This is a genomic window from Microcoleus sp. w2-18bC1, from assembly GCF_036700365.1.
In the GTDB taxonomy this organism is placed as follows: domain Bacteria; phylum Cyanobacteriota; class Cyanobacteriia; order Cyanobacteriales; family Microcoleaceae; genus Microcoleus.
Genome location: NZ_JAUBOS010000021.1, coordinates 69,000 through 92,017, shown reverse-complemented (window position 1 = coordinate 92,017; position 23,018 = coordinate 69,000). Strand labels below are relative to the sequence as shown.

The window sequence follows — 23,018 nt, the reverse complement described above, 5'->3', positions numbered from 1 at the left end:
GATATTTATAGCTTCAGAGGGCTTTTTCATAGTTTTGAAGGTTGCTATACTGGCACAAATTATTATACCTTAAAAAAGCCTCAAATGATTGCATAGCAATCATTTGAGGTTTTGGCAATTCTCAATTTCTTTGGATTTAAATCTGCTTGAATATCTGCGGAATGTGGGTTATATTATCGTAGGGTGCGTCAGCCTTCTAAATTCTTGCAGTTATCCCAAAGATTTAGAAATGCTGACGCACCCTACAATATCGGGAACTGTTTTTGATTCCAACACGGAATCTAACAAGGAACGAGAAATTTGATGGTTTTAGGACTTACGCAAAATTTCCATATCAGCGGGACAATCACGGGGGATTATCCCTACAAACACCCGATTAAGAAACAATTTCCTCATTCCGATCTTGAAAACATTGCTGCAACACAGAAACAGGGAGCTCATTCAATTGACCCGATCGCACAAATTCAGCATAAGTATCAGCCTCTATTGCCTGCAAATCCCCTTCTAGTTTGTCGATAGTCATCTGTCGCAGTTCAGGAGATCGATCGTACATTTGGTTGATTCCTGCTTGCAGCAAGTTTAATTTTTCTTGAAGCTGACTCACGAGATGATTGGAAAACTCAGGCTCGACTCTACGATCGCCCGATACTTCCGATAGATGCTTGAGAACCCGATTGAGAGCAACACGTTGGGCGATCGCCTGCAGATACTGCTGACGCAACTCCTGGTTGCTCAACAACCCCAATTTTTCCAGCAGCGTCTTGGTGGTTAAACCTTGTACTAGCAGCGTAAATAAAACTACGCCAAACACGATCCCAATAATTTTGTCCCGCTCTGGGAAAACCTCCGGCACGCTCAAAGCTAAAGCAATCGAGACAGAACCCCGCAATCCTCCCCACCAAATCACAGTTCTATCGGCTAATGAAATTTCTGATTTTGCGAACCTATTGCTCAACCATCCTAAACCAAAAATAGCGATCGCTCGCGTCACAAACATCGCCGCCACAGTTATGCCAATCACTCCTAAATTCGCTTGCAAACCAGCAAAACTAATTCGATCGCCAATCAGCAGGAACATGATCGAATTTACAAAAAACGCCACAAAATCCCAAAATTGTGTTACCGCGAGTCTGGTACTGGGCTGCATACCTATCTGAGAGCCGAAATTGCCAAATATCAAGCCCATCACCACAACACCAATCACCCCAGAACCACCCAATTCCTCAACAATTATATAAGTGCCGTAGGCTGAAACTAAGGTTAACGATTGCTCCACCAAAGGTAAATCAAACCGTTGGGTGAGATAGGAGATACCAAAACCGATCGCACTCCCGACAGCAATCCCAATCCCCACAAAAGCTAAGAAATGCCCCACCAGAAATGGAATGCCAACTTCATCCGTCCCTAAAGAGAATCCCACCAAAAAACTAAAGGCAACAACAGCAATGCCATCATTAAATAAACTCTCACCCTCCACCAGCAAAGCTAGGCGTTTTTCAACTCCCAATTCTCGGAACAATGCAATGACTGAAACAGGATCAGTAGCAGATATACTCGCTCCTACCAACAGGGCAATTGCTAAAGAAACTCCAGCTATTTGGTTGAGAGCAAAAGCCACGCCAGCAACAGAAACAACCACACCCAAAACCGCATAAAGAGCGATCGGCACTAAATCCCGCTTGAGTTTAGACCATTCCAGATTCCAAGCAGCTTCAAACAAAAGAGGCGGCAAAAAAATCAACAGAATCAGTTCGGGCGATAGCGACACTAATCGCACATCTATAAAAGCCAAACCCAACCCGACAATTACTAAAAGCAGCGTGTAGGGAATTTGGCGCAACCAGCCCCATATTTGCGGCAGTATCGCCACACTTAAGGAAACTAATAGCACTAAAAGAAATTGCTTCAGATTGCCCTCGATCGTCGCTTCGTGAATTAGAGTTTCTGGGGTCATATAATTAGGGCTAAAATAGCTAAGGTTTCGGTTTCGATCGGGACTTATTCAGCGTCGAGCGCCGCACTTCTTCAACTTGACTAACTTGAAAAATTAGGGTAAATGGTTGACCCATTTCTTTTTCGACAAATGCTTCTAAAAGCTGAACCTGCTTGGGCGTCAAAGCTTCGCTGCTGCGAACACTCAGACGAACTTCCGGCGGTTTCGCCAACCAGTTAGTATCAGTTTTAATCAGTTCCACCCGTTGAAAAGTGATAGTTCGGTTAAGCAACGCCCGCTTCAGACTTGCTTCTAGTTGGGCTTGCTCGATCAATTCCGCAAAACTCACCCCCAGAGGAATCACAAGTATAGCCGTCAATCCTAGCGCCCACAAGAGAGCTTTACCGGCGCGATGCAGGGGGGTGTAGCCGGCCATTAAAGAGGTCAGCATACAGGAGAGAGTAATCCCCAGCAAATTAGTAAGATATAGGAGGCTTGCTCCCAAACTGAGCGACCAATTAGCTTGAGATAAGCCTAAACCTATAACACAAATTGGCGGCATCAGAGCCACGGCGATCGCAGTCCCCGCCAGAGTAGCAGAAACTTTGGGCTGAACTTTCGCATAGCCGCTGATTCCGCCAGCGGCGATCGCAATTCCTAAGTCTAGTAATGTAGGTTTAGAACGAGCTAGAACTTCGCTCCCAAAGTCGGGAAGTTGTACCAAAGCGCCCAAAAAACAAGCTAGAAAAATTGCTAGCACCGTCCCGACTGCTAATGCAACTAAACCTTTGCGGAAGAGGAGAACGTTACCTTCTACCGCTCCAAATGCTAACCCTCGAATTGGCAACATCAGAGGGGCGATGATCATAGCACCGATGATGACGGCCGCACTGTTGGAAAGCAGTCCAAAGGTGGCGATTATACAGGAGCCGAGAATTAAGACTAGATAGTTAATATCTAGGGTTGATTCTTCCAACAAGTCAACTCGTATTTGCTTTAAATGCTCTCGAGGAATCCTGCTCCCGGTGAAATATTTAAGACGGTCTCGAATATTGTTGAGCAAAATAATCTCCTTAAATCGGGGGCTTGTATCCGTATGCAGGTAAGGTCAGTCGATTTTAGATTTTAGATTTTAGATTTTAAATTTTAGATTTTAAATTTACTCCACTGATGAATCTGGTAGCTTGAACAAAAGTCCAAAATTTGGGGCTACCCAGTCGATTTGAGATTTGAGATTTGAGATTTACTCCACAGATGAATCTAGGATCTTGAACTAGGGTCTAAAATTTGGGGTGACTCACGAGAAGAGTCGGGGGCTTGTCTCCCTGTGCAGGTGCAGTCAAAAGAATCAAAATCCCAGCCAGCAAGTTTTCGAGGATGTCCCAGAATCCGAAAGCAATTATCGCGTCGCTAATAGCCACCAGTTGAATCACATTCCGTGCATGGAATGACGGGAGGGCGATGAATAACGCGATCGACAATAATTGATTTATAATCAAGATATATACTCCACCCCAATAATACCGAATCATGCTCGCAGAAGCAAACGCCACACTTTGGCCTAGTCTAATTACTGTTTCAGCATTAATTCTCTACTTCGTTGTTACCATCAACGTCGGCAGAGCTAGATTCAAATACAAAGTTTCTCCCCCGCAGATGACAGGAAACCCAGACTTTGAGCGAGTGGTGCGAGTTCAGCAAAATACCTTAGAGCAAATGATTCTATTTTTGCCCTCGCTGTGGCTGTTCTCGCAATTTATTAGCCCAGTTTGGGGCGCAGGTATCGGCGCAGTTTGGATAATTGGACGCATTTTGTTTGCTTGGGGTTACTATCAAGCGGCTGAAAAAAGAGCGGCAGGATTTGGCATTAGCACCTTAGCTACTTTAGCTCTGCTTGGTGGTTCATTAACAGGCATAATTATGTCGCTGCTGAAGGTTGGAGCGTAAATTCTGATCGACATAATTATTTTTCTACTCGTTTCCACGTTATGCCTGGTAACGCATATCCGGAGGCTCTGCCTCCAATTTTCCTGCTAAAAAAGCGAGGCACAGCCTCTCGACAGCGGTTCCCTGGCAGAGCCAGGGAACCAGTTAAATCCAAGTTTTTCAATTACTTTCAGGAGTAAATATGTCAGAAACCAACAAACCCGTATTTGAAATTAACCCACAACTTTTTCAGCAGCTTGTCGAGTGGCAAGAAAAACTTGAACAAGAAGATGAATTAGTAAGCGAGTCAGAAGACGAGAAACCACTTGAGGTAAAAAATCCTCCTGACAGTTATGAACAGCATTCTCAAACAGATAATTTCTAGCTGGTGGCTAGCAGCATCTTTTGCATTTCCGGCTGCTGTCTCGGCTCAATCGCTGACACCTAGCCAAATTCAGCAAGTCAATAGCGGTTTGTTTCGTTCTAACTCTCAAGATTTCTTTCAGCAAGGAAATCGCCAACTGGAAAGAGAAATCGCAATTTTGTTGCAAAAAAAAGTCACTTCCGAAGGCAAGATTCTGGAGATTGATGAAAAATTGCTCTCTCAGCTTTGCAGCCAAGTTAAAATAAATTCGCACAATTTTGACACAGTAAATGCTGTTAAGATTGCTGATTTTAAGGCAAAATTAACAGATAGTTGTAGGCAAAATTAAAATAAAAGTGAGGTAAAAATCCAAGTTTTAGTGTTGATGGATAAAGAAGGAATGACCACGTTGAAACTAGCCATGCTGAAAGCGCAAACTGCCGCTCAATTGGCGGCAATAATTATTGATTACACTCATGAGGAAATGATGCTAGTTTTTTATGAGCTAGAATGGGAACAACAGGCGAAAATTAAGGATATTTGGAAGACGGTTAGTTAAAGTAGGTGGAAATCAGAGGTTTTAATTTTTAACCGCAGATGTAAGCCGATAGACGCGGATGAACGCAGATTGAATTTGGTTAGTGTTCGCTGTGTATAACAATCTTAATTTGTACACAGCGAACAATGAAATATCTAAACTAGGGATTCGAGGCATAATTGGCGAAAATGATCGCCTCGTTGCTCGAAGTTTTGGTATTGATCGAAGCTAGCACAAGCTGGCGAAAGCAGCACGACTTTAGCGTTGTTCTGTTTGCCTAATTCTGCCGCTCGCGGGATTGCTCGTTCCATTGTTTCGACTATTTCCCAAGCGTTGTAATTTGCTTGTTCGAGCCGATCGGCAAAAATACCTGCCGCATCCCCAATTAGCAACACCCCCGCAGCTTTCGCCTTGATTGTATCAATCCAAGCGCGATCGTCCCCTTCTTTGGCGTCGCCGCCCGCAATTAAAATCGCCGGTGCGCTTACAGAAGCCAACCCGACTTGGGCGGCGTCATAATTAGTAGCTTTGCTGTCGTTGATGAAATCTATGCCTTCCCAAGTGCAGATGTGTTCGAGGCGGTGCGAAACTCCGGGGAATTTAGCGATCGCCTGGGCGATCGCACTTTTATCTATCCCCGCCAAATTAGCTGCCGCCACCGCCATTAACAAATTCTGCAAATTGTGTTCTCCCACCATTCGCAAAGAATCAGCAGGCAGAATTTTCTCGCTTTGAGCTATTACCCAACCATCTTGAATATAGGCTCCAAAATCTGTATTTCCCAACAAATCTTTTTCACCTTTGACACTCGTCCAACACGCATCCGGCCAAACGTCAACTCCTTGCTGCCGCAAACAAGGATCGTCGCCGTTAATTACTTGCAATTCCGATTTTTTCAGCAAATGTGCTTTAATGTTGTAGTAATTTTCTAACGTTTTGTGGCGGCTGAGGTGATCCGGCGTCAAGGTCGTCAAAACTCCGATTCGCGGCGCTACAAACGGCGAGGATTCTATCTGATAGCTGCTGATTTCTGCGATTACCCAATCCGGCTGTCTTTCAGCTAAAGCTAATTCACACGCAGCATAACCAATATTGCCACAAGCGGGAGCGTAAAGCCCGGCCTCTGCAAAAATAGCAGCAATTAAAGCAGTAGTAGTAGTTTTGCCGTTAGTGCCGGTAATTCCCACCCAAGCAGATTTGAGGTAACGCCACGCGAGAGCCATTTCTCCGATTGTTTCAATCCCTAACTCTCTGGCGCGCACTAATGCTGGACTGTCCCAGGGAACGCCCGGACTTACTACTATTAATTCTATAGATTCGACTGGTTCAAAAGATTGACCTAACTCCACATGAATGCCTTCGTTAGCGAATTCCTGTTGCTGTTCGAGCAAGTTTGGGGAAGATGAGCGATCGCTCAGCGTTACTTCCCATCCTTCGCGTTTTAGCAGTCTTGCGGCGGCAATTCCTGATTTTCCTAGTCCAATGACATGAGCTATCGGCATAAGTTGTGTGTGTGATGGAGCGAATTTCCCTGGTTTTATAAGTTTATATCTTAACCTTGAATTGGTTATTGACTATTGGCTATTTAGCTTATTTTTTAAGAGAGCGATCGAACTCTGCCCAGACGCGCGCGGTTTCGCAAAAATTCTAATAGATTTACTCGTTTTATTGGTAAGCTTTAATGTTATTTGGAGCGAGGGTTTTAAGAAGTACGTTTCTCAAATTGTTTTGCCTGCGAGCCCGCTCGTTTCCCACAAGCCCGCCAGGGGTTGAAAACCCCTGTCTAAAAGCTAAAGTCAGTTAAAACTGACTGAAAATTTTGGTATATATGCGTTTCAGTCCTCATAGCGAGGACTTTCGCTTTAGACGGGTGTTGAAACGAACGGCGGACTGAAGCGGATGTTTTCAATCCCAGGCGGACTCAAATCTTCTCGCTTCTAACTTTTGACGATCGCCCCAAAGTCAGCCAACACCCGCGCGTGATTCCGCAACAGCCCCAGTAAATTCAACCGATTTTGCTTAATTTCCGGGTCGGGATCCATCACTAAAACGCTTTCTGGCCCGTCAAAAAAGTTGCTAACAGTCGGAGAAATTTCCGTCAAACTATCTACTAACTGCTGGTAATTGCGAGTTTGTTTGGATAGCAGCGTTTGCGGCACTAACTGCACGACTGCATCGTAAAAAGCTTGTTCAGACGACTTTTGAAATAACTCCGGTTTCACAGCCGCTTTCGGTTCCAATTCTATTTTATCCAAATCACCTTGAGCCGCCAAACGAGTTGAACGGTTGACTGTTTCATAAATTAAATCCAAAGTCTGGTTATTGCGGATTTGTTGTAGGAAAAGCGCTCTTTCCAGTGCGTCCAACAAATCTCTCAATGCTCGTTCAGTATATTCTGGGTCGTTTTCTCCCAAAACTGCATTTACCAAATCATAATCTACATTTTTTTCTTCTTGCAACAAAGTCCGAATTCTTTGCAAGAAAAACTCGTATAACTGAGCCAGCAACTCCGTCGGTGTTTCCGGGCGCGTTGCAGTAAATTCTGCAACAACTTGTGCGAGCAACTGGTGCAAGTTTACTGGCAACTGAGCCGCCCAAATAATGTTAATTATTGCATTGGCTGCGCGACGCAAAGCGAAGGGATCGGATGAACCAGTCGGCAACATTCCCAAACCGAAGATGCTGACTAATGTATCTAATTTGTCTGCTATGGCGACAATTTGACCTGTGATAGTTTGCGGCAAATTGTCGCCCGCGCCTTTGGGCAAATAATGTTCTAAAATCGCTGTGGCTACTTCTTCCGATTCGCCACTTGCTAAGGCGTATTTCTGCCCCATGATTCCTTGCATTTCGGGCAGTTCGTAAACCATTTGGGTTACGAGGTCGGCTTTGCAAAGTAAGGCTGATCTTGCTATGTAAGCTTGTTCTTCGCCTGTGATTTGCAGTTGATTGGTGATCAGGCTGGCAATCTTGCACAGACGATCGACTTTTGCGCGTACAGTCCCTAAATCTTCCTGGAAAGTAACTGTTGCCAACTTTGGCAAATAATCCTCTAGAGGCTTTACCAAGTCTGCTTTGTAGAAAAACTGACCGTCTGCCAATCTCGCCCGCACTACTCGCTCGTTACCGGCGGCAATAATCGCGGCTTTAGCCGGATCGCCGTTAGAAATTGTAATAAAATAGGGCAGAAGTTCGGGATAACCGGGATTTTTGAGAATCGGAAAATACCGCTGGTTTGTAACAATAATTGTGGTGATTACTTCCGGCGGCAATATCAAAAATTCCTCGTCAAATTTGCCGACAACTGCGTTCGGCCATTCTACTAAGTCGGTGACTTCTTCTAACAAATCTTCGGTAATGTCGGCGTAACCGCCTTGTTTTGTCGCTGCGGCTTCTACTTGTGCTTTAATTTGATTTTTGCGCTGGGTTCGATCGACCTCCACGCAAGCAGCCCGCAGATATTCGACATAATCCTCGGCTTGCGGAATCGAGACAGGCTGCGGATGTAACACCCGGTGTCCTTGGGAAATCCGATCGCTCTTGACCGTATCCGAACCGCTCACCAATGTAATTGGCAGTACAGTATCATCTAACAGCGCCACGATCGATCGAATCGGGCGCGGAAACTTCAAATCTCCGTCAGCCCACCGCATAAATCTTTTGCCTTCTAACTTATTAATCCACTGCGGCACAAGTTCTGTCAAAATATCCGCACTCATCCGCCCCGGAATCTTTTTGAGCACAAACACAAAATCGCCTTTATCGGTAGCGCGAACTTCCAAAGCATCAATTTCTACGCCCTGCTTTTTCGCAAAACCTTCCGCTGCTTTCGTCGGTTTGCCATCTTTAAAAGCCGAACTCGCGGGTGGGCCTTTTACCTCTTCTTCTCTATCTAATTGCTGAACTGGCAGTCCCTTCACGAGAACGGCCAAACGCCTCGGAGTAGCGTATACATTAATTGAGTCATTTGTCAAGGATTCTTCTGCCAGCGTTGCAGGTACAAGTCGCTGCCACTGCTGGGCACTGCCTACGACAAAAGATGCGGGCAATTCTTCTGTACCGAGTTCTAATAAAAAGTTAGGCATATCGCACCGTAATGGAATTTTGTTTAGGGTAATTTAAGGTAATTTATCCGATCGCGCGATCGTATATCTGAAATATCTGAAAAATACTCAAAAATCCAGGATACCACGTAAAATCGGGGGTGAAAGACAATATTCTCGACAGCCCATGACCTTGGCGGAAAGACTAGGACAAGATTGGAAGTCTCGACTGGAAAAAGATTGCCCGGACGAAAATTCTAGCACTCGCGAGAGTGTTGTCCGGTGGCTGTTGGGAGACAAGCCCGAAAGATTTGACACTCTTAGCCCAACTCAATTGTCTGTCGCCTCTGGCGCGATCGACTTTTTATATCGAATTTTGATTTCTCGGTATCTGGGAGTACCCCCAGAAAAAGCTTACCGCAACTTGATCGGGCGACTGGGCGGTTTGGTGGTGCTCCGGCAAAAAATCCAAGCCTGGGTTTCCCTGAGTCGCGACAGACAGCGGAGTGCGGTGGAGGTACTACAAGAAGTGATTCAGGAAATGCTCAATTCCGATCGCTACCTGCAGCAGCAAGTCGCCTGGATTGCCGAATGCACCTCAGACAGACGCCTGCGAAATGCTTTGCTGCTAGCGAGCACAGAAGAATACTGCTTGCGGCCGATCCGCAACCAGCCGCTGTTGGTGTACCGTTTTGTCAACTACCTGCGGCGTGCTCAGCGGGGCGGATTGACCCAAGTGCCTGCGGGAGACTGGGTGCGGCTGGTGTCGGAACAGGTTCTACCCGACGATACAGACGAACCGCTCAGCCTGCTAGACGAACAGGCGATGTCCGAGTATCGAGAAAATCAAGCTTGGGAAGAGCAGCAAACTCAGCGGCAGATTGTCCAACAAGAATTTGAGAATTACTTGGCCGCTGAAGTCGATCCGCTGGCTTCCCGGTGGCTGCAGCTTTACCTCCAAGGTCGTTCCCAAGAGGCAATTGCCGAGGAGTTGAAGGTTCCGATCAAGCAAATTTACCGCTTGCGAGAAAAAGTCAGTTACCACGCGATTCGCGTTTTTGCGGTCAAACAAGCACCGGAATTAGTCGCCAACTGGCTGGAAACTTCGCTCCAAGAACACAGTTTGGGCTTGACTCCGGCTCAGTGGCAGCAATATTTACAAAACCTCACGCCGGTTCAGCGGCAGTTGGTAGAATCGCTGAAAGCAGGAAAAAGTGTAGAGACGATCGCATCTGAATTAAAGCTGAAAACCAATCAAGTCATCGGCGAGTGGAGCAAACTCTATTTAGCAGCTCAATCGCTCCGCAACGAGTAGATTGGTAATGGGTGGCGGGCAATTGCTAATTGTTAATTGGCAGTAGCATTTTTCATAATCCCCGCTACAAATCCATTCCCGCACAGCCACAGATTATTGCGAGTTTCCCCGTGGAAAACCGCGCGATGCCCCTTGTGTCTAATCAGGTTAGCTCGATCGGGATATCGTAGCGCTGCCGTGACAAGCGAGTTTCTTGATCGTAGCCGCTACGTGATTTATCCGTGGAATCAATCCAAAATCGGAAATCTCAACTCCTCAAGCCCCCGAATTTATCTCGCGCAAGTCAATCCAAAATCTAAAATCTAAAATCTAAAATCGAATGACGATCGCGCTCCGAGACGATCACAGCCCACTCTCTGAGGTAAGATACTAGCAGCACGATCGACTTTTCAGGATTTTTTAACCAATCCTCTATTCAGCGGTAGCCCGTAAATCATCCGTTGTGGTGCATCTCTAATACTTGTGCATTAAAGATATAATTCTATTGTTGCCAGCCACGGGCCTCAATATCGGGCGATCGATGATAGTTGGTCTAGACTGCGCTAGTCATCATCTAGTTCTCAATCTTTTGGTAGAATTTGAGGCTGCAATACAGAAGGGAGAAAATTCTGGGACTAAGGATTTTTCTTTAATAAAAGCTTCCGGTTGTTAGGCCAATTCCTCCGTCAGGGAAGTTGCAGCGTTTAATTTTATCGCATCAGGTTGGTGCGTCGCGCTCGATCGCGCTTCCAACTACAAAGCAGCTAATGGTACATACATCTTCAACAGGCTCGGCAGCTACAATGGACTCCGATCGAATATTTCACCTAATCGACACTGTTGTCCCCTTTGAAGCTTGCCTTTACTATCAAGTTTTGCCTTTATCTCTAGAAGGTAATCTGTTTAAATTGGGCGTAGTCGATGCCCAAGATGACTCCGCCTTGGACTACGTGCAGCGGATTTTAGCTTACATGAATTGCTCAGTCACAACAGAGCCAATTGCCTCGGAAACTCAGCGCTCGATGCTCTCAGCTTACTTGCTGCACGGGAACCAGCTCCGAGAACCGAGCCAGACAGAAACCGCCGCAGCCCCAACACCCAAAAATCCCGCACCAGCAACTTCAGGCCCCAATGCAGCAACGCTGCTGTCTGTGCCAGAAGCCTCGATGCCCGCTCCTGAGCGGTTTAAACCTGCTGGCGCTGAGGTTCCCCCGACACCGACACAGCTATCGGTTTTGAATGTCGAGGCCTTGCACTTGTCAAGCCAAGTGGAAGTTTTGGCAACTTTGCCCGCGCCCCAACTGCTGCAAGAATTGCTCGGTAGAGTGCTGCGAGAGGGTATCGGCCGCTTGTTTTTTGAGCGGCATCAGTCCCAAGGTCGCATTCTTTGGAGTCAAGATGGCGTTTTGAAATCGATGCTCGAAGGTATCGATATCGTCCTTTTCCAAGAGGTCATCGATGAGTTGAAACGGCTGACAGATATGCCTGTTGGCCCGGTGGAACAGGCCAAACAAGTCGAAGTTGAGCGCATATACCAAAACACTCATTTGCTGTTGCGCTTGCGGGTAATGACGGTGGGTGGCAAGGAAGAAGCCACCCTGCAAGTTTTGCGGGGGGCAGCTTTGAGGTTTTACCAGCAGCAGCAGTTGTCTACTTTGAGTCGGGACGCGCTGCGACTGGCCGAAGAATTGCAGCGGAAAGTGAATCAAATTCGCGATCGAACTCGGCTTTCTCCTGTGCCTTTAGAGGGGTTGCCCGCTTTGGAACAGGTGATTAGAAATGTTGACGACCAAATTGAAGCTTTGCTGCACGAACACAATCCCGATTAGCCATAATCAGCAATAGATGACTGTTTTGAATTTTTTTAAACTCACATCAAGTCCGGTCAATCGATTTTAGATTTTAGATTTTAGATTTTAGATTGAAGCATTGACCCCACGGATAAATTCGGGGGGCAAGTTTCTCGGATACAGGTTTTTGATTTCTGGGTCCTGAGTCTGCTTTCGGAATGAATCCGGGGGCTTGTATCCTGGATGCTTTCGGTCAAATAATAATAATTACCTTTGTAGTGAGGACTCAAGTCCAAGCGAGTTTTATGATAACTCAAGTCTTCATTACAAACCAATTTGATTGCAATTGTGCGAGGTGACACAATATTATACAATTTCAAAAAAAGAATGCAATTGTATGCCCTTGCTCTAAACCCTGGTAGTCATCAGTCATTCCCAATCTAAAATCTAAAATCTAAAATCTAAAATGGTATTAGCCGTGTTCGAAAACATCATTGTACTGCAATAAATCCAAACTCACAAAAACTGGCAAACACTGAAAACATTGCTGTGCAATTTCCCAGCGTTCTTCTCGCTGCAACATAGCAGTCAACTTTTGTTTAGCGCTCAGCAAATAGCGGACATCGTTAGCAGCATAATTTAGTTGCTCGTCAGAAAGATTAGTCGCATTTCCCCAGTCGGAACTTTGAGATGTTTTATTTAATTCTACCTTTTCAAGTTCTAGAATTAATTCTTTCAATCCGTGTCTGTTGGTGTAAGTTCTAGCAAGTTTACTAGCTAGCTTGGTGCAGAAAACTGGTGCAATGTCAATACTTAAATTGTAACGCATTGTTGCCATATCAAAGCGCGCAAAATGAAATACTTTTTCAATACTTTCGGCTTCCATTAACTTCTTTAAATTCGGTGCTGCTGTCTGGCCTTTGGCAATCCGCACCACTGCAACTTTACCTTCGGGATTGCACAACTGAACCAAACACAAGCGATCGCGCCAAGGTAGCAAACCCATTGTTTCCGTATCAACGGCGATCGCTGGAGCAGTCAAATAATAAGATAAGAGAGAATCGGGAATATCACCATCGCACACTTGAAAATCTGCAAATTCCATTATTAGTAATTTTTGACTGTTGACTGTTGACTGTTGACTGTTGACTACCTTCTTCCCTCTTCCCTCTTCCTTCTTCCCTCTTCCGACTTCCCTCGGACTGACATCCGTTACATCCGTTACATCCGTTACATCCGTTACAGAATCCGTTGCCGAACTTCCTTCTTCCTTCAAATTATCGACTGCGGACAAAAAGCTGAGTAAAATAATACTCCCCTTTGGCATTTTTCGCAACCCCAATACCAGTCACATTAAACTGACCCTCCATATTCTTACGGTGGCCGTCACTTTTAATCCAACCCTCAACAGCATTGCGTACCGGGTCGTTGTAGCCAAAATTGTAAGCAAGATTTTCAGCTACACTTTGATAAGGAATGGTAATTGCTTTCGCCCGCCCCTCAAATCCATCGTGGCTAAAACTGACTTTACCCTTAGCCATATTTTCGCTGTGAATTCTTGCTATCTGACTGATTCGCGGATCGATACTCAGCGGCGGCAACTTTTTAGATGCTCGGTATTGATTTATCTGTTGGTTAACCGCTTTTTCTAAGTCAGTAATAGCACTCAAAGCAACATTAGTATTCATGGGAGTTTGTGGCAGCGATCGCATAGGAATGGAGGTGTCACACTTAGGCAGGATTGTCAACAATCCCAAGCAAATCGAAATCAAACCTTTGGACATGAAATCAAACGAGAAATAAAGTTAATTGTTACTATTAGTGTCAACTTAAGGCCAAAAGTAGTATGAGTATACCGTCTGAGGATAAGCCTCTATATCCCCCTCGCATCCCCCTTAATAAGGGGGACGAAACATCGCTTCCATTTCCCCCCTTATTAAGGGGGGCTAGGGGGGATCTAGACTTCGATACAAACGAGAGATACAAAGGATTTTAGTCTTAAGTTGACACCAATTAATTGTTACCAATTCCTACAGAGCGATCGCCCCACATTCCGCTAACCTAGATATTCAGAACCTTCGCTACAGTGTTCACGTCTTTGTCGCCGCGTCCGGAACAGTTAAGCACAATGCGCGGATTGCCTGTTAGCTGCGGGCACAGAGTCTCTAAATAGGCGATCGCGTGAGAAGTTTCCAAAGCCGGAATAATCCCCTCCAACTGCGAAAGCCGCTGAAATGCTTCCAGCGCTTCTGCATCAGTTACGCTATAATATTCAGCTCTGCCCGCATCCTTCAAATAACTATGTTCCGGCCCCACGCCCGGATAATCCAAACCCGCACTAATCGAATGTGGCTCGATTACTTGACCTTCATTATCTTGCAGCAAATAACTCATTGCCCCGTGTAGAACTCCCACACTTCCCTTAGTCAAAGTAGCAGCGTGTTTATCAGTTTCCACACCTTCGCCCGCCGCTTCAATACCGATCAATCTGACAGTTTCTTCCCCGACAAACTCATGGAAAAGGCCCATTGCATTAGAACCGCCGCCAACGCAAGCTAATAAAATATCCGGCAAACCGCCCCACTTTTCCTGACACTGAGCGCGCGTTTCTTCACCAATTACCGCATGGAAATCGCGTACCATCATCGGGTAAGGATGCGGGCCCGCTACGGAACCGAGGATGTAATGAGTTGTTTCGACATTTGTCACCCAATCGCGAATCGCTTCTGAAGTCGCATCTTTCAGCGTTCCCGTACCCGCAGCCACCGGCCGCACTTCGGCTCCCATCAAGCGCATTCTAAACACATTTAAAGCCTGTCTTTCCATGTCGTGAACGCCCATGTAGACAACGCATTCTATACCAAAACGAGCGCAAACTGTGGCGGTAGCAACGCCGTGTTGACCGGCACCAGTTTCAGCAATTACCCGCTTTTTGCCCATACGTTTTGCCAGCAATGCTTGAGCTAAAGCGTTGTTAATTTTGTGAGCACCGGTGTGGTTTAAATCTTCGCGTTTGAGGTAAATTTGCGGGCCAGTTCCGTCTGCTTTAGCGTAGTGCTCGGTGAGGCGTTCGGCGAAATACAAAGGGCTGGGGCGGCCGACATAATCTTTGAGCAATTGTTGGAGTTGCTGTTGAAATTCCGGTTCGCTGCGGTATTTGTGGAAAGCAGCTTCTAGTTCAAATAAAGCGGGCATCAGGGTTTCGGGGACGTATTTGCCGCCGAATTTGCCGAATCTGCCGAGGGAGTCGGGGCGTTGGGCGCTGGTTTCGGTGGTGAGATGCAGGGGGGTGACTGTCATTTGATTTTAGATTTTAGATTTTAGATTTTTTAGATTCGCGGGTAAGCTAGAGGCTTGGTGTCGATCGTACCAAATCGGTTGTGGACTTGAGCCGATCGAACAAATTTCATTATAATTCTTTGAACCCTTGACCTAAAGTATCCAGGATACCCGCCACGTGATTCATCCGTCCAGAAATAAAAAACCTGTATCCGATGAAACTTGCCCCCCGAATTTATCCGTGGGGTCAATCCTTCAATCTAAAATCTAAAATCTAAAATCTAAAATCGATTGACGGGCTAATACAATAAGTAGAAGATAGATGGCATTCCGAGCGATCGCAACCATACCCCAATCCGCTAAAACTAGAAATACCAGTAAAAAAAAAATCAAGCATCTTAACCTATGGCAGCATCCAAACGCAAAGATTCTGACAGCAAAACAACCGAGGGCAAACGAATAGTTTACTCCGAATTCGGCAACGTTGACAACTCGGCAGCCCTCCAACGGGGAATTGCCGAAGTTCCCCCTAATCAACAAAACCTCAAAATCGAAGCATCCCGAAAAGGACGCGGCGGCAAAACAGTTACAGTCATCAGTGGCTTTCAGGAAAAACCCGAAACATTAGCAACTTTAGCCAAGCAGCTAAAAGCCCAATGCGGTACTGGCGGCACAGTCAAAGATAATGAAATCGAAATTCAAGGTGAACACAAGCAAAAGCTGCGAGAAATTATCACAAAGTTAGGCTACAAAGCTAAAATTAGTGGAGGGTAAATTAGTCAATAGTCATCAGTGTATGGGCGGGACGAGTTTATGATATACTTAGTTTAAAACATAGATGGTTGGTAAAACCCGCCCCTACATCGCGCTAATTCTACGATCGCGAATCAACCAGAAATGATATTACCAATTACCGCCAATTTTTAATGTACACTCGACCTTTAGCTCGTTTAATCGAACAATTGCAGCGCTTGCCAGGAGTCGGTCCAAAAACAGCCCAGCGGCTCGCTTTACATATTTTGAAGCGACCGGAGGAAGAAGTGCAAGCCCTAGCTAAATCTTTGATTGATGCCAAACAGCAAGTAGGTTTCTGTCAAGTATGCTTTCACTTATCTGCTGACCCTGTTTGCGAAATTTGCCGCAATACCAACCGCGACAGTCATACCATTTGTGTAGTGTCAGAATCCCGCGACGTAATCGCTTTAGAAAAAACGCGGGAATACATGGGTAAATATCACGTTGTTGGTGGCGTTATCTCGCCGATGGATGGAATTGGCCCAGAACAATTGAACATTCAACCGTTAGTCCGGCGCGTCAGCCAGCAAAAGATTAAGGAAGTAATTATTGCTATTAGTCCCAGCGTGGAAGGCGAAACTACTACTCTTTATATCGGTCACTTATTAAAACCTTTTACGCTGGTGACGCGCATAGCTTTTGGTTTGCCGATGGGGGGAGATTTGGAATATGCCGATGAAGTTACATTGGCTCGTGCTTTGGAAGGAAGGAGGGAGTTGGATTAGTTGAAAACGGGTGATGGCTGATTTAAAAATAAGAGAAACGAACCGCGAAGACGCCAAGAGTACGTTCGGCGAAGCCGTTCCCGAAGGGTAGGAAGAGAAGAGAGGATGAAGAGTTGACAATTGATGCGACGAGAGCTATATTCTAAGCTTCTGCGATTGCTTCGCTCAGGCTCATAATGACAAAATTGTAAGATATGAAACCCGCGTCGGCGGGTTTTGTGTGTGTAGCGACAGGTTTCAACCTGTCGGGTATTTGGTATTTGGTTTATGGTCTTGAGTTTCGTTGTTCCCTGTCGTCACTGCCGCGAAAGGGTAAACTGGACAAAGTTACCGAGAGTAAAAAATCATGACCCAATTCGATCGACCTTTCACCTACCCCACAACCCGCAAAATCGACCAAACAGACGACTACCACGGCGTCAAAGTATCCGACCCTTACAGGTGGCTGGAAAATCCTGACTCAGAGGACACCCAAGCTTGGGTGGAAGCCCAAAATCAAGTTACCTTTGCCTATCTCAACGAAATTCCGGCGCGGGAAAAAATCAAACAGCGCCTGACTCAACTTTGGGATTACGAGAAATACGGCATACCTTTCAAAGAAGGATATCGCTATTTCTACTACAAGAATGATGGTCTGCAAAATCAATCCGTACTCTACACATTAACATCCCTCGACACCGAACCCAAAGTATTAATTGATCCCAACACTCTCTCAGAAGACGGAACTGTTGCTTTGGGGGGGATAGCTATCAGCGAAGACGGCAAATACATGGCTTACGGTTTGTCAACTTCCGGTTCTGACTGGCAGGAATGGAAAGTCCGTGAGGTGGCAACAAGCGAAGATTTATCAGACCATTTAAAGTGGATTAAATTCTCAGGAGCATCCTGGACTCACGACGGCAAAGGCTTTTTTTATAGTCGCTACGACGAACCCAACGAAAAAAGCAAGCACGAAGAAGTTAACTATTACCAAAAACTGTTTTACCACCAACTCGGCACCCCCCAATCTGAAGACGTATTAATCTACGAGCGACCCGATCAAAAAGAGTGGGGATTTAGCGGGGGCGTCACCGAAGATGGCAAATACTTGATTATCTCAGTTTGGCAAGGAACTGAAACCAAAAACTTGATTTTCTACAAGGATTTAACTGCACCGGAATCAACCGTTGTAGAACTGATTAGCGAATTCGAGGCTGAGTACAGTTTCATCGACAATGAGGGATCTATTTTCTGGTTTCAAACAAACTTGAATGCACCGTTGGGCCGCGTAATTGCGATCGACACCAACAACCAACCTCCGTCATCCCTCGCTTGTGATGAAACTCCCCCGTCGCCCAGAGAGGGGGGGTTCACAGAAATTATCCCCGAAGCAGCAGAAACTCTCGAAGGCATAGGCCTGCTGAACAATCAATTTGTGGCTTCCTACTTGAAAGACGCCTACACCCAGATTAAAATCTTTAACTTAGATGGCTCTTTCGTGCGAGAAGTTGCCTTGCCCGGAATCGGTTCGGCGGGAGGATTCAGCGGCAAGCGGCACGACACCGAAACCTTTTATGCTTACACCAGTTTCACTGCACCTAACATCATCTATCACTACAATATGGTGACAGATGAAAGTACCATTTATCGGCAGCCAAAGGTCGATTTTAATCCCAACGATTACGAAACAAAACAAGTATTTTACCCAAGCAAAGACGGTACGCAAGTACCCATGTTTATCACCCACAAGAAAGGCTTGCAGTTGGATGGCAATAACCCCACTTATCTTTACGGCTACGGCGGTTTTGGCGTGTCCCTAACTCCGAGTTTTTCGGTTAGCAATGTCGTATGGCTGGATCTGGGCGGAGTTTATGCGATCGCCTGTTTGCGGGGCGGCGGCGAGTACGGCGAATCATGGCACCAAGCAGGGACAAAGTTGAATAAGCAAAATGTGTTTGACGACTTTATAGCTGCCGCTGAATGGTTGATCGAAAACAAATACACCAAACCTGCAAAATTGGCGATCGCAGGTGGAAGCAACGGCGGTTTATTAGTAGGGGCTTGCATGACTCAGCGGCCGGAATTGTTCGGTGCGGCATTGCCTGCCGTTGGGGTTATGGATATGCTGCGCTTCCACAAGTTTACCATTGGTTGGGCCTGGACTTCGGAATACGGTTCTCCCGAAAATGCCGAGGAATTCCCGACAATTTACGGCTATTCTCCCCTGCACAACCTCAAACCGGGAACGACTTATCCGGCGACAATGATTACAACTGCCGATCACGACGATCGCGTGGTTCCGGCCCACAGTTTCAAGTTTGCTTCTGCTTTGCAAGAAACCCACGCGGGAGAAAAACCCGTGTTAATTCGGATAGAAACTAAAGCGGGACACGGGGGCGGCAAGCCTACTGCTAAAGTGATTGAAGAATTAGCTGATGAATGGGCTTTTTTAGTGCGCGAACTCGATATTGACGCTTAGCAAGCGACGTTAGGGCGTGCGATCGATGGAGTTTGATGATTTAGATAGAAAGACGGTGTAAAGGGCGATCGTACTTTTTGAATTCAAGGGCGATCGTTCTTTTTTGGCACCGCAATCCTGGTATTAACATATATAATTTGTCAACTTTTTTTGTTAACTTTTGTAGCGTTAAGTTGCTATTATTACATGGCTGTGAGTTTACTGCACACCCAATTAGTATAAGTATAAATCTCTAGAAATACGGTACTCTCAACTTTTAAGAGCGATCGCACCTCAAAGTCAAAATCTGCCAATTTTTAGGAAATTAATATTTTCAGTATATTTACCGTTCAAGCTGTCTGAGACAGCCTCGATATCACCAGACTCAGAACAGTGGCATGAGGGGTGTGACCCCTTGTGCTGATGAATCCGTAAGTAATTTACCATATAACTAACCTTAGACCTGATATCATTTTGCCCAAAAATAGAGCATCTTCGCTAATACAAAGGCTGTTACCCCTTATTCATCTTAGAATTTGCAGCCATCTGTCGCATCAGGACATCCAAGGGCGATCGCTGTAAATCCTGTCTAATGATTGACTAAGATCACAAATCACAAATAGAGGTAAGTATTATGTTTTCTAAACCAAATAATTTTTAAAACTTTATAGTTGAAAGTTTATCGTCACCTATGAAAAGGGGTAGCTTAGATTTAGCAATAAAATTAACCCCAAATGAAACCCTCCTAAATCTGTCAAATTTGTCATCTACACAAACAGGGAAATCTACAAATATGGAGACTAAAATCTTGAGACAAGCTACCCATAAAGCAGAGACGGCTAGCCGAAAAAATCTAGCGATTGTGGATTCAAAAGTAGAAAACTACCAAGAGTTGCTCAGGGGAGTGAAATGCGGTACAGAAGTAATCTTGCTGGATAGAACCCGGGATGGAATCGAGCAAATCACCGAAATTCTGGGTCAGCGCAACAGCATCACCAGCCTGCACATAGTTTCTCACGGTCGAGAAGCAGCAGTAGAAATCGGCTCTACAGAAGTTAATATTGATAATCTAGAAACCTACAGCAACCAATTGCAGCAGTGGGGAAAAGCCCTTAACGAATCTGGCAGCATTCTGCTTTACGGCTGTAACATAGCAGCCGACGAATTCGGCATTAAATTCATACAAAAACTCAGTGAAATAACAGGAGTAAATATTGCCGCTTCCAACAACCTGACAGGGAGTGCAGCACTAGGCGGCGACTGGAAATTAGAAATTACCACAGGACAAATAAATACCGAAATAGCCTTTGAAAAAGAAGTCCTAGAAGGCTACACATCAGTCCTCGCTACCTTAGCGGCTGAAGAATTTAAAAATTCAACAGTAATCGGGCCTTGGATATATGGAGTTGGCAACACCCTTACACCTGACCCAGGCTTAACCGCAGGTAGTACACCAAACCCCAGCGGAGTTATTCCTGCTTTAGGGACTGGCGATCCAGCCGGAATAGGTACTTTGAGATTAACATCAAACGCCTTTGACCAATCAGCTTTTGTTATCTATAACAACCCCATCTCCGCCACTGAGGGTCTGAGAGTTACCTTTGATTTCTTTGCCTATAACAGAGGTAATGACATTTATCCTTTTGAAACACGGGTTCCGCCTCCCATTCTTGGTGCCGATGGCATTAGTTTTTTCCTCATTGACGGAACAGCTACGCCAACAAAAGCGGGAGGCTACGGTGGCTCTCTCGGCTATGCTCCGAATAATAATCCTGCTTTGTTTTCAACTGGTCTTTCAGGAGGTTATTTAGGTGTCGGATTAGACGAGTTTGGCAATTTTTCCAATCCTACGGCAGGGCGTGTGGGCGGCCCAGGGCAGCGACCTGATGCAGTAGGACTTAGAGGCAGGGAAAGCACAATCCCAACCGAAAATTATAAATTTTTAGGTTCTAGTCTTTTAACTAACACTTTGACGGGGGTTTCCATTGGCATAGACAATAAAGACGCACCCAGTCGCACTACTCTTAATACTAAAAGAACCGTCCAAATTACATTATTCCCGACGACTTCAGTAACACCTAACCGTCTTACAGTTGCCTTAGACTTGGACGGTAGTGACACATTTGATGCGGGCGAAACACTGATCGACATACCAAATTTGGCAACCATAAACGGAGCAGTGCCACGTACTTTTAAATTTGGCTTTGCTGCTTCGACTGGGGGAAACACAAACATTCACGAAGTTAACAATGTCATCATCCAAAGTATAGATCCGCCTACACTCGTAGCCGACGTTTCCATTGTTAAAAAAGGCCCGCTGTTCGCCACACCCAACAGCACCATAACCTATACGATTACCTCCACAAATAACGGGCCAAACAGCGCCGAAAGCGTCCTGATTCAAGATCCCCTGCCCGCAGGCTTAATACCAGTCAGCATATCTGACGGCGGTACTTTAGACAGCAAAACGCGAACTGTCATCTGGCCGGCGATTCCGACTCTGGCTAACGGTGCTAGCCAAACCCGCACCATCACCGCCACAGTTTCCCCAACAGTCACAGCTCCCTTAACTAACACTGCCTATAGCACATCCAGCACTTTCGACCCAAATCTAGCTAACAACAATAGTTCCCAACCCATCTCTCAAGTCTCAACTACAATTGTTGCTGCTCTTGCCGATGTTGTTACCACCAAAACCGGGACTACGGCAGCAGCACCGGGTGAAACAGTTACTTACATAATTTCCACAGTCAACAACGGGCCAAGCACAGCCGAAAACGTCACCGTTACCGACAGCATTGTTCGCGGTTTAACAATAGTTAGTCTACCCAACGAGGCTGTTTACAATCCAGATACTGGGATTGTCACCTTCCCAGCGATTCCCAGCTTGCCTTCCGGTGCTCCTCCTGCCATTAACACAGTCAGCTTTATCGCACCTGCATCTGCATCTGGCAACGTCACCAACACTGCCAGAAATACCTCAGCTACCCCAGATCCTTTTCCTGAGAACAACAACGGCACTGATCCGCTGGCTACAGTCACCACAACTCTGACACCTAGTGCCGATGTCGTTACCACCAAAAGCGGGACTGCGACAGCAGCACCAGGTGAAAGAGTTACTTACATAATTTCCACAGTCAACAACGGCCCAAGCACAGCCGAAAACCTCACAATTACTGACAGCATCGTTGGCGCCGTAACAGAAGTCAACGGCGGTGTCTACGATGAGAATACAGGTATTGTCACCTTCGCGCCCGTTCCCAGCTTAGCCAGCGGTGCCGCCGTCACCAACACAGTCAGCTTCATCGTACCTGCATCCGGCAGCGTCACCAACACCGCCAGAAGTACCTCAACTACCGCTGACCCGACTCTGGACAACAACGCATCTACAGTCACCACAACTCTGACACCACCTCCAACTCCCAACCAACCGCCAGTTGCCAACCCTGCCACCTCCAGCCTAGGGCCCAACAGCAGCCAGTTAGTCACGGGATTGGGAGGCCGCGACCTCGACCCCGACGGGTCAATCGTCTCTTACACGATCAACACCCTGCCCTCACCAGACCAAGCAGTCCTGTTTTTAGGAGATCCAGCCAACGGTGGCGTACCCGTGACACCAGGCCAAGTCCTGACTCCAGCACAGTTGCAGCAACTATTTTTCCAAACGACGGGAACCTTTACAGGAAGCAATTTCACCTACAGCGCCACAGACAACAGCGGTGCTATCAGTCCCCCTGCTACCGCTACTGTGGATGGACTGATAGCACCAACTCCCACACCAACTCCCACACCAACTCCCACACCAACTCCCACAACTCCAACTCCCACACCAACTCCCACAACTCCAACTCCCACACCAACTCCCACAACTCCAACTCCCACACCAACTCCCAC

Annotated in this window: 18 protein-coding genes; 10 read left to right on the top strand and 8 right to left on the bottom strand. The window is 46.1% G+C overall.

Going from position 1 to position 23,018, the window contains the following annotated elements:
• Positions 1-376 precede the first annotated feature (376 nt).
• The 3 genes from QT979_RS14030 to QT979_RS14020 all read right to left on the bottom strand — a co-directional run bounded on the left by QT979_RS14030 (position 377) and on the right by QT979_RS14020 (position 3,432).
• Entirely contained in the window at positions 377-1,954 is a 1,578-nt protein-coding gene (locus QT979_RS14030) for a Na+/H+ antiporter (RefSeq protein WP_333310621.1), read from the bottom strand.
• Positions 1,955-1,973: 19 nt separating this feature from the next.
• Positions 1,974-2,909 carry a DUF389 domain-containing protein gene (locus QT979_RS14025; RefSeq protein ID WP_333310620.1) on the bottom strand — a complete coding sequence of 312 codons (936 nt, stop codon included), beginning with the start codon at positions 2,907-2,909 and terminating at the stop codon, positions 1,974-1,976.
• Positions 2,910-3,213: 304 nt separating this feature from the next.
• Positions 3,214-3,432: a hypothetical protein gene (locus tag QT979_RS14020; RefSeq protein ID WP_333208915.1), complete on the bottom strand. Its 219-nt coding sequence runs from the start codon at positions 3,430-3,432 to the stop codon at positions 3,214-3,216.
• 31 nt (positions 3,433-3,463) lie between these two features.
• On the opposite strand from QT979_RS14020, the gene QT979_RS14015 reads away from it, so the two are divergent.
• The 4 genes from QT979_RS14015 (at position 3,464) to QT979_RS14000 (ending at position 4,782) form a co-directional block, all read left to right on the top strand.
• Positions 3,464-3,880, top strand: coding sequence for an MAPEG family protein (locus tag QT979_RS14015; RefSeq protein WP_333208917.1), 417 nt, complete (start codon positions 3,464-3,466; stop codon positions 3,878-3,880).
• A 181-nt stretch (positions 3,881-4,061) separates the two neighbouring features.
• Positions 4,062-4,244, top strand: a complete 183-nt coding sequence (locus QT979_RS14010; RefSeq protein ID WP_333208919.1) for a hypothetical protein — start codon at positions 4,062-4,064, stop codon at positions 4,242-4,244.
• Positions 4,213-4,572 (top strand): hypothetical protein, encoded by a 360-nt coding sequence (locus tag QT979_RS14005; protein WP_333310617.1) that lies wholly within the window; start codon positions 4,213-4,215, stop codon positions 4,570-4,572. The genes QT979_RS14010 and QT979_RS14005 overlap by 32 nt, the downstream gene beginning before the upstream one ends.
• 51 nt (positions 4,573-4,623) lie before the next feature.
• The gene (locus QT979_RS14000; RefSeq protein WP_333085191.1) at positions 4,624-4,782 is read left to right on the top strand and encodes a hypothetical protein; all 159 of its coding nucleotides are present in this window, start codon (positions 4,624-4,626) and stop codon (positions 4,780-4,782) included.
• A 134-nt stretch (positions 4,783-4,916) separates the two neighbouring features.
• Here QT979_RS14000 and murD read toward each other — a convergent pair whose 3' ends face one another.
• Both murD and glyS read right to left on the bottom strand, forming a co-directional pair.
• Positions 4,917-6,263, bottom strand: coding sequence for a UDP-N-acetylmuramoyl-L-alanine--D-glutamate ligase (gene murD, locus QT979_RS13995; RefSeq protein ID WP_333310616.1), 1,347 nt, complete (start codon positions 6,261-6,263; stop codon positions 4,917-4,919).
• A 435-nt stretch (positions 6,264-6,698) separates the two neighbouring features.
• On the bottom strand, positions 6,699-8,846 hold the full coding sequence (gene glyS, locus QT979_RS13990) for a glycine--tRNA ligase subunit beta (RefSeq protein WP_333310614.1): 2,148 nt from the start codon (positions 8,844-8,846) through the stop codon (positions 6,699-6,701).
• Between the two features lie 145 nt (positions 8,847-8,991).
• Between glyS and QT979_RS13985 the strand changes: the two genes are divergently transcribed.
• Both QT979_RS13985 and QT979_RS13980 read left to right on the top strand, forming a co-directional pair.
• Positions 8,992-10,119: a HetZ-related protein 2 gene (locus QT979_RS13985; RefSeq protein ID WP_333208927.1), complete on the top strand. Its 1,128-nt coding sequence runs from the start codon at positions 8,992-8,994 to the stop codon at positions 10,117-10,119.
• A gap of 746 nt (positions 10,120-10,865) precedes the next feature.
• The gene (locus tag QT979_RS13980) at positions 10,866-11,927 is read left to right on the top strand and encodes a hypothetical protein (protein WP_333208929.1); all 1,062 of its coding nucleotides are present in this window, start codon (positions 10,866-10,868) and stop codon (positions 11,925-11,927) included.
• A gap of 433 nt (positions 11,928-12,360) precedes the next feature.
• Here the strand turns inward: QT979_RS13980 and QT979_RS13975 are convergent, their stop codons facing one another.
• The 3 genes from QT979_RS13975 to trpB form a co-directional block, all read right to left on the bottom strand.
• On the bottom strand, positions 12,361-12,993 hold the full coding sequence (locus QT979_RS13975; protein WP_333215637.1) for a ribonuclease D: 633 nt from the start codon (positions 12,991-12,993) through the stop codon (positions 12,361-12,363).
• A 172-nt stretch (positions 12,994-13,165) separates the two neighbouring features.
• A complete protein-coding gene (locus QT979_RS13970) occupies positions 13,166-13,672 on the bottom strand; it encodes a CAP domain-containing protein (protein ID WP_333215635.1) in 507 nt (168 codons plus the stop codon).
• Positions 13,673-13,949: 277 nt separating this feature from the next.
• A complete protein-coding gene (trpB, locus tag QT979_RS13965) occupies positions 13,950-15,188 on the bottom strand; it encodes a tryptophan synthase subunit beta (protein ID WP_333085184.1) in 1,239 nt (412 codons plus the stop codon).
• 384 nt (positions 15,189-15,572) lie between these two features.
• Here trpB and QT979_RS13960 point away from each other — a divergent pair, with 384 nt between their 5' ends.
• The 4 genes from QT979_RS13960 to QT979_RS13945 form a co-directional block, all read left to right on the top strand.
• Positions 15,573-15,941, top strand: a complete 369-nt coding sequence (locus tag QT979_RS13960; RefSeq protein ID WP_333215634.1) for a translation initiation factor — start codon at positions 15,573-15,575, stop codon at positions 15,939-15,941.
• 152 nt (positions 15,942-16,093) lie between these two features.
• The gene (gene recR / locus QT979_RS13955) at positions 16,094-16,687 is read left to right on the top strand and encodes a recombination mediator RecR (protein WP_172187730.1); all 594 of its coding nucleotides are present in this window, start codon (positions 16,094-16,096) and stop codon (positions 16,685-16,687) included.
• A 346-nt stretch (positions 16,688-17,033) separates the two neighbouring features.
• Positions 17,034-19,145 carry a prolyl oligopeptidase family serine peptidase gene (locus tag QT979_RS13950; RefSeq protein ID WP_333310611.1) on the top strand — a complete coding sequence of 704 codons (2,112 nt, stop codon included), beginning with the start codon at positions 17,034-17,036 and terminating at the stop codon, positions 19,143-19,145.
• A 772-nt stretch (positions 19,146-19,917) separates the two neighbouring features.
• Positions 19,918-23,018: DUF4347 domain-containing protein (locus QT979_RS13945; protein ID WP_333310609.1), on the top strand; the 3,101-nt coding region annotated here is incomplete at its 3' end.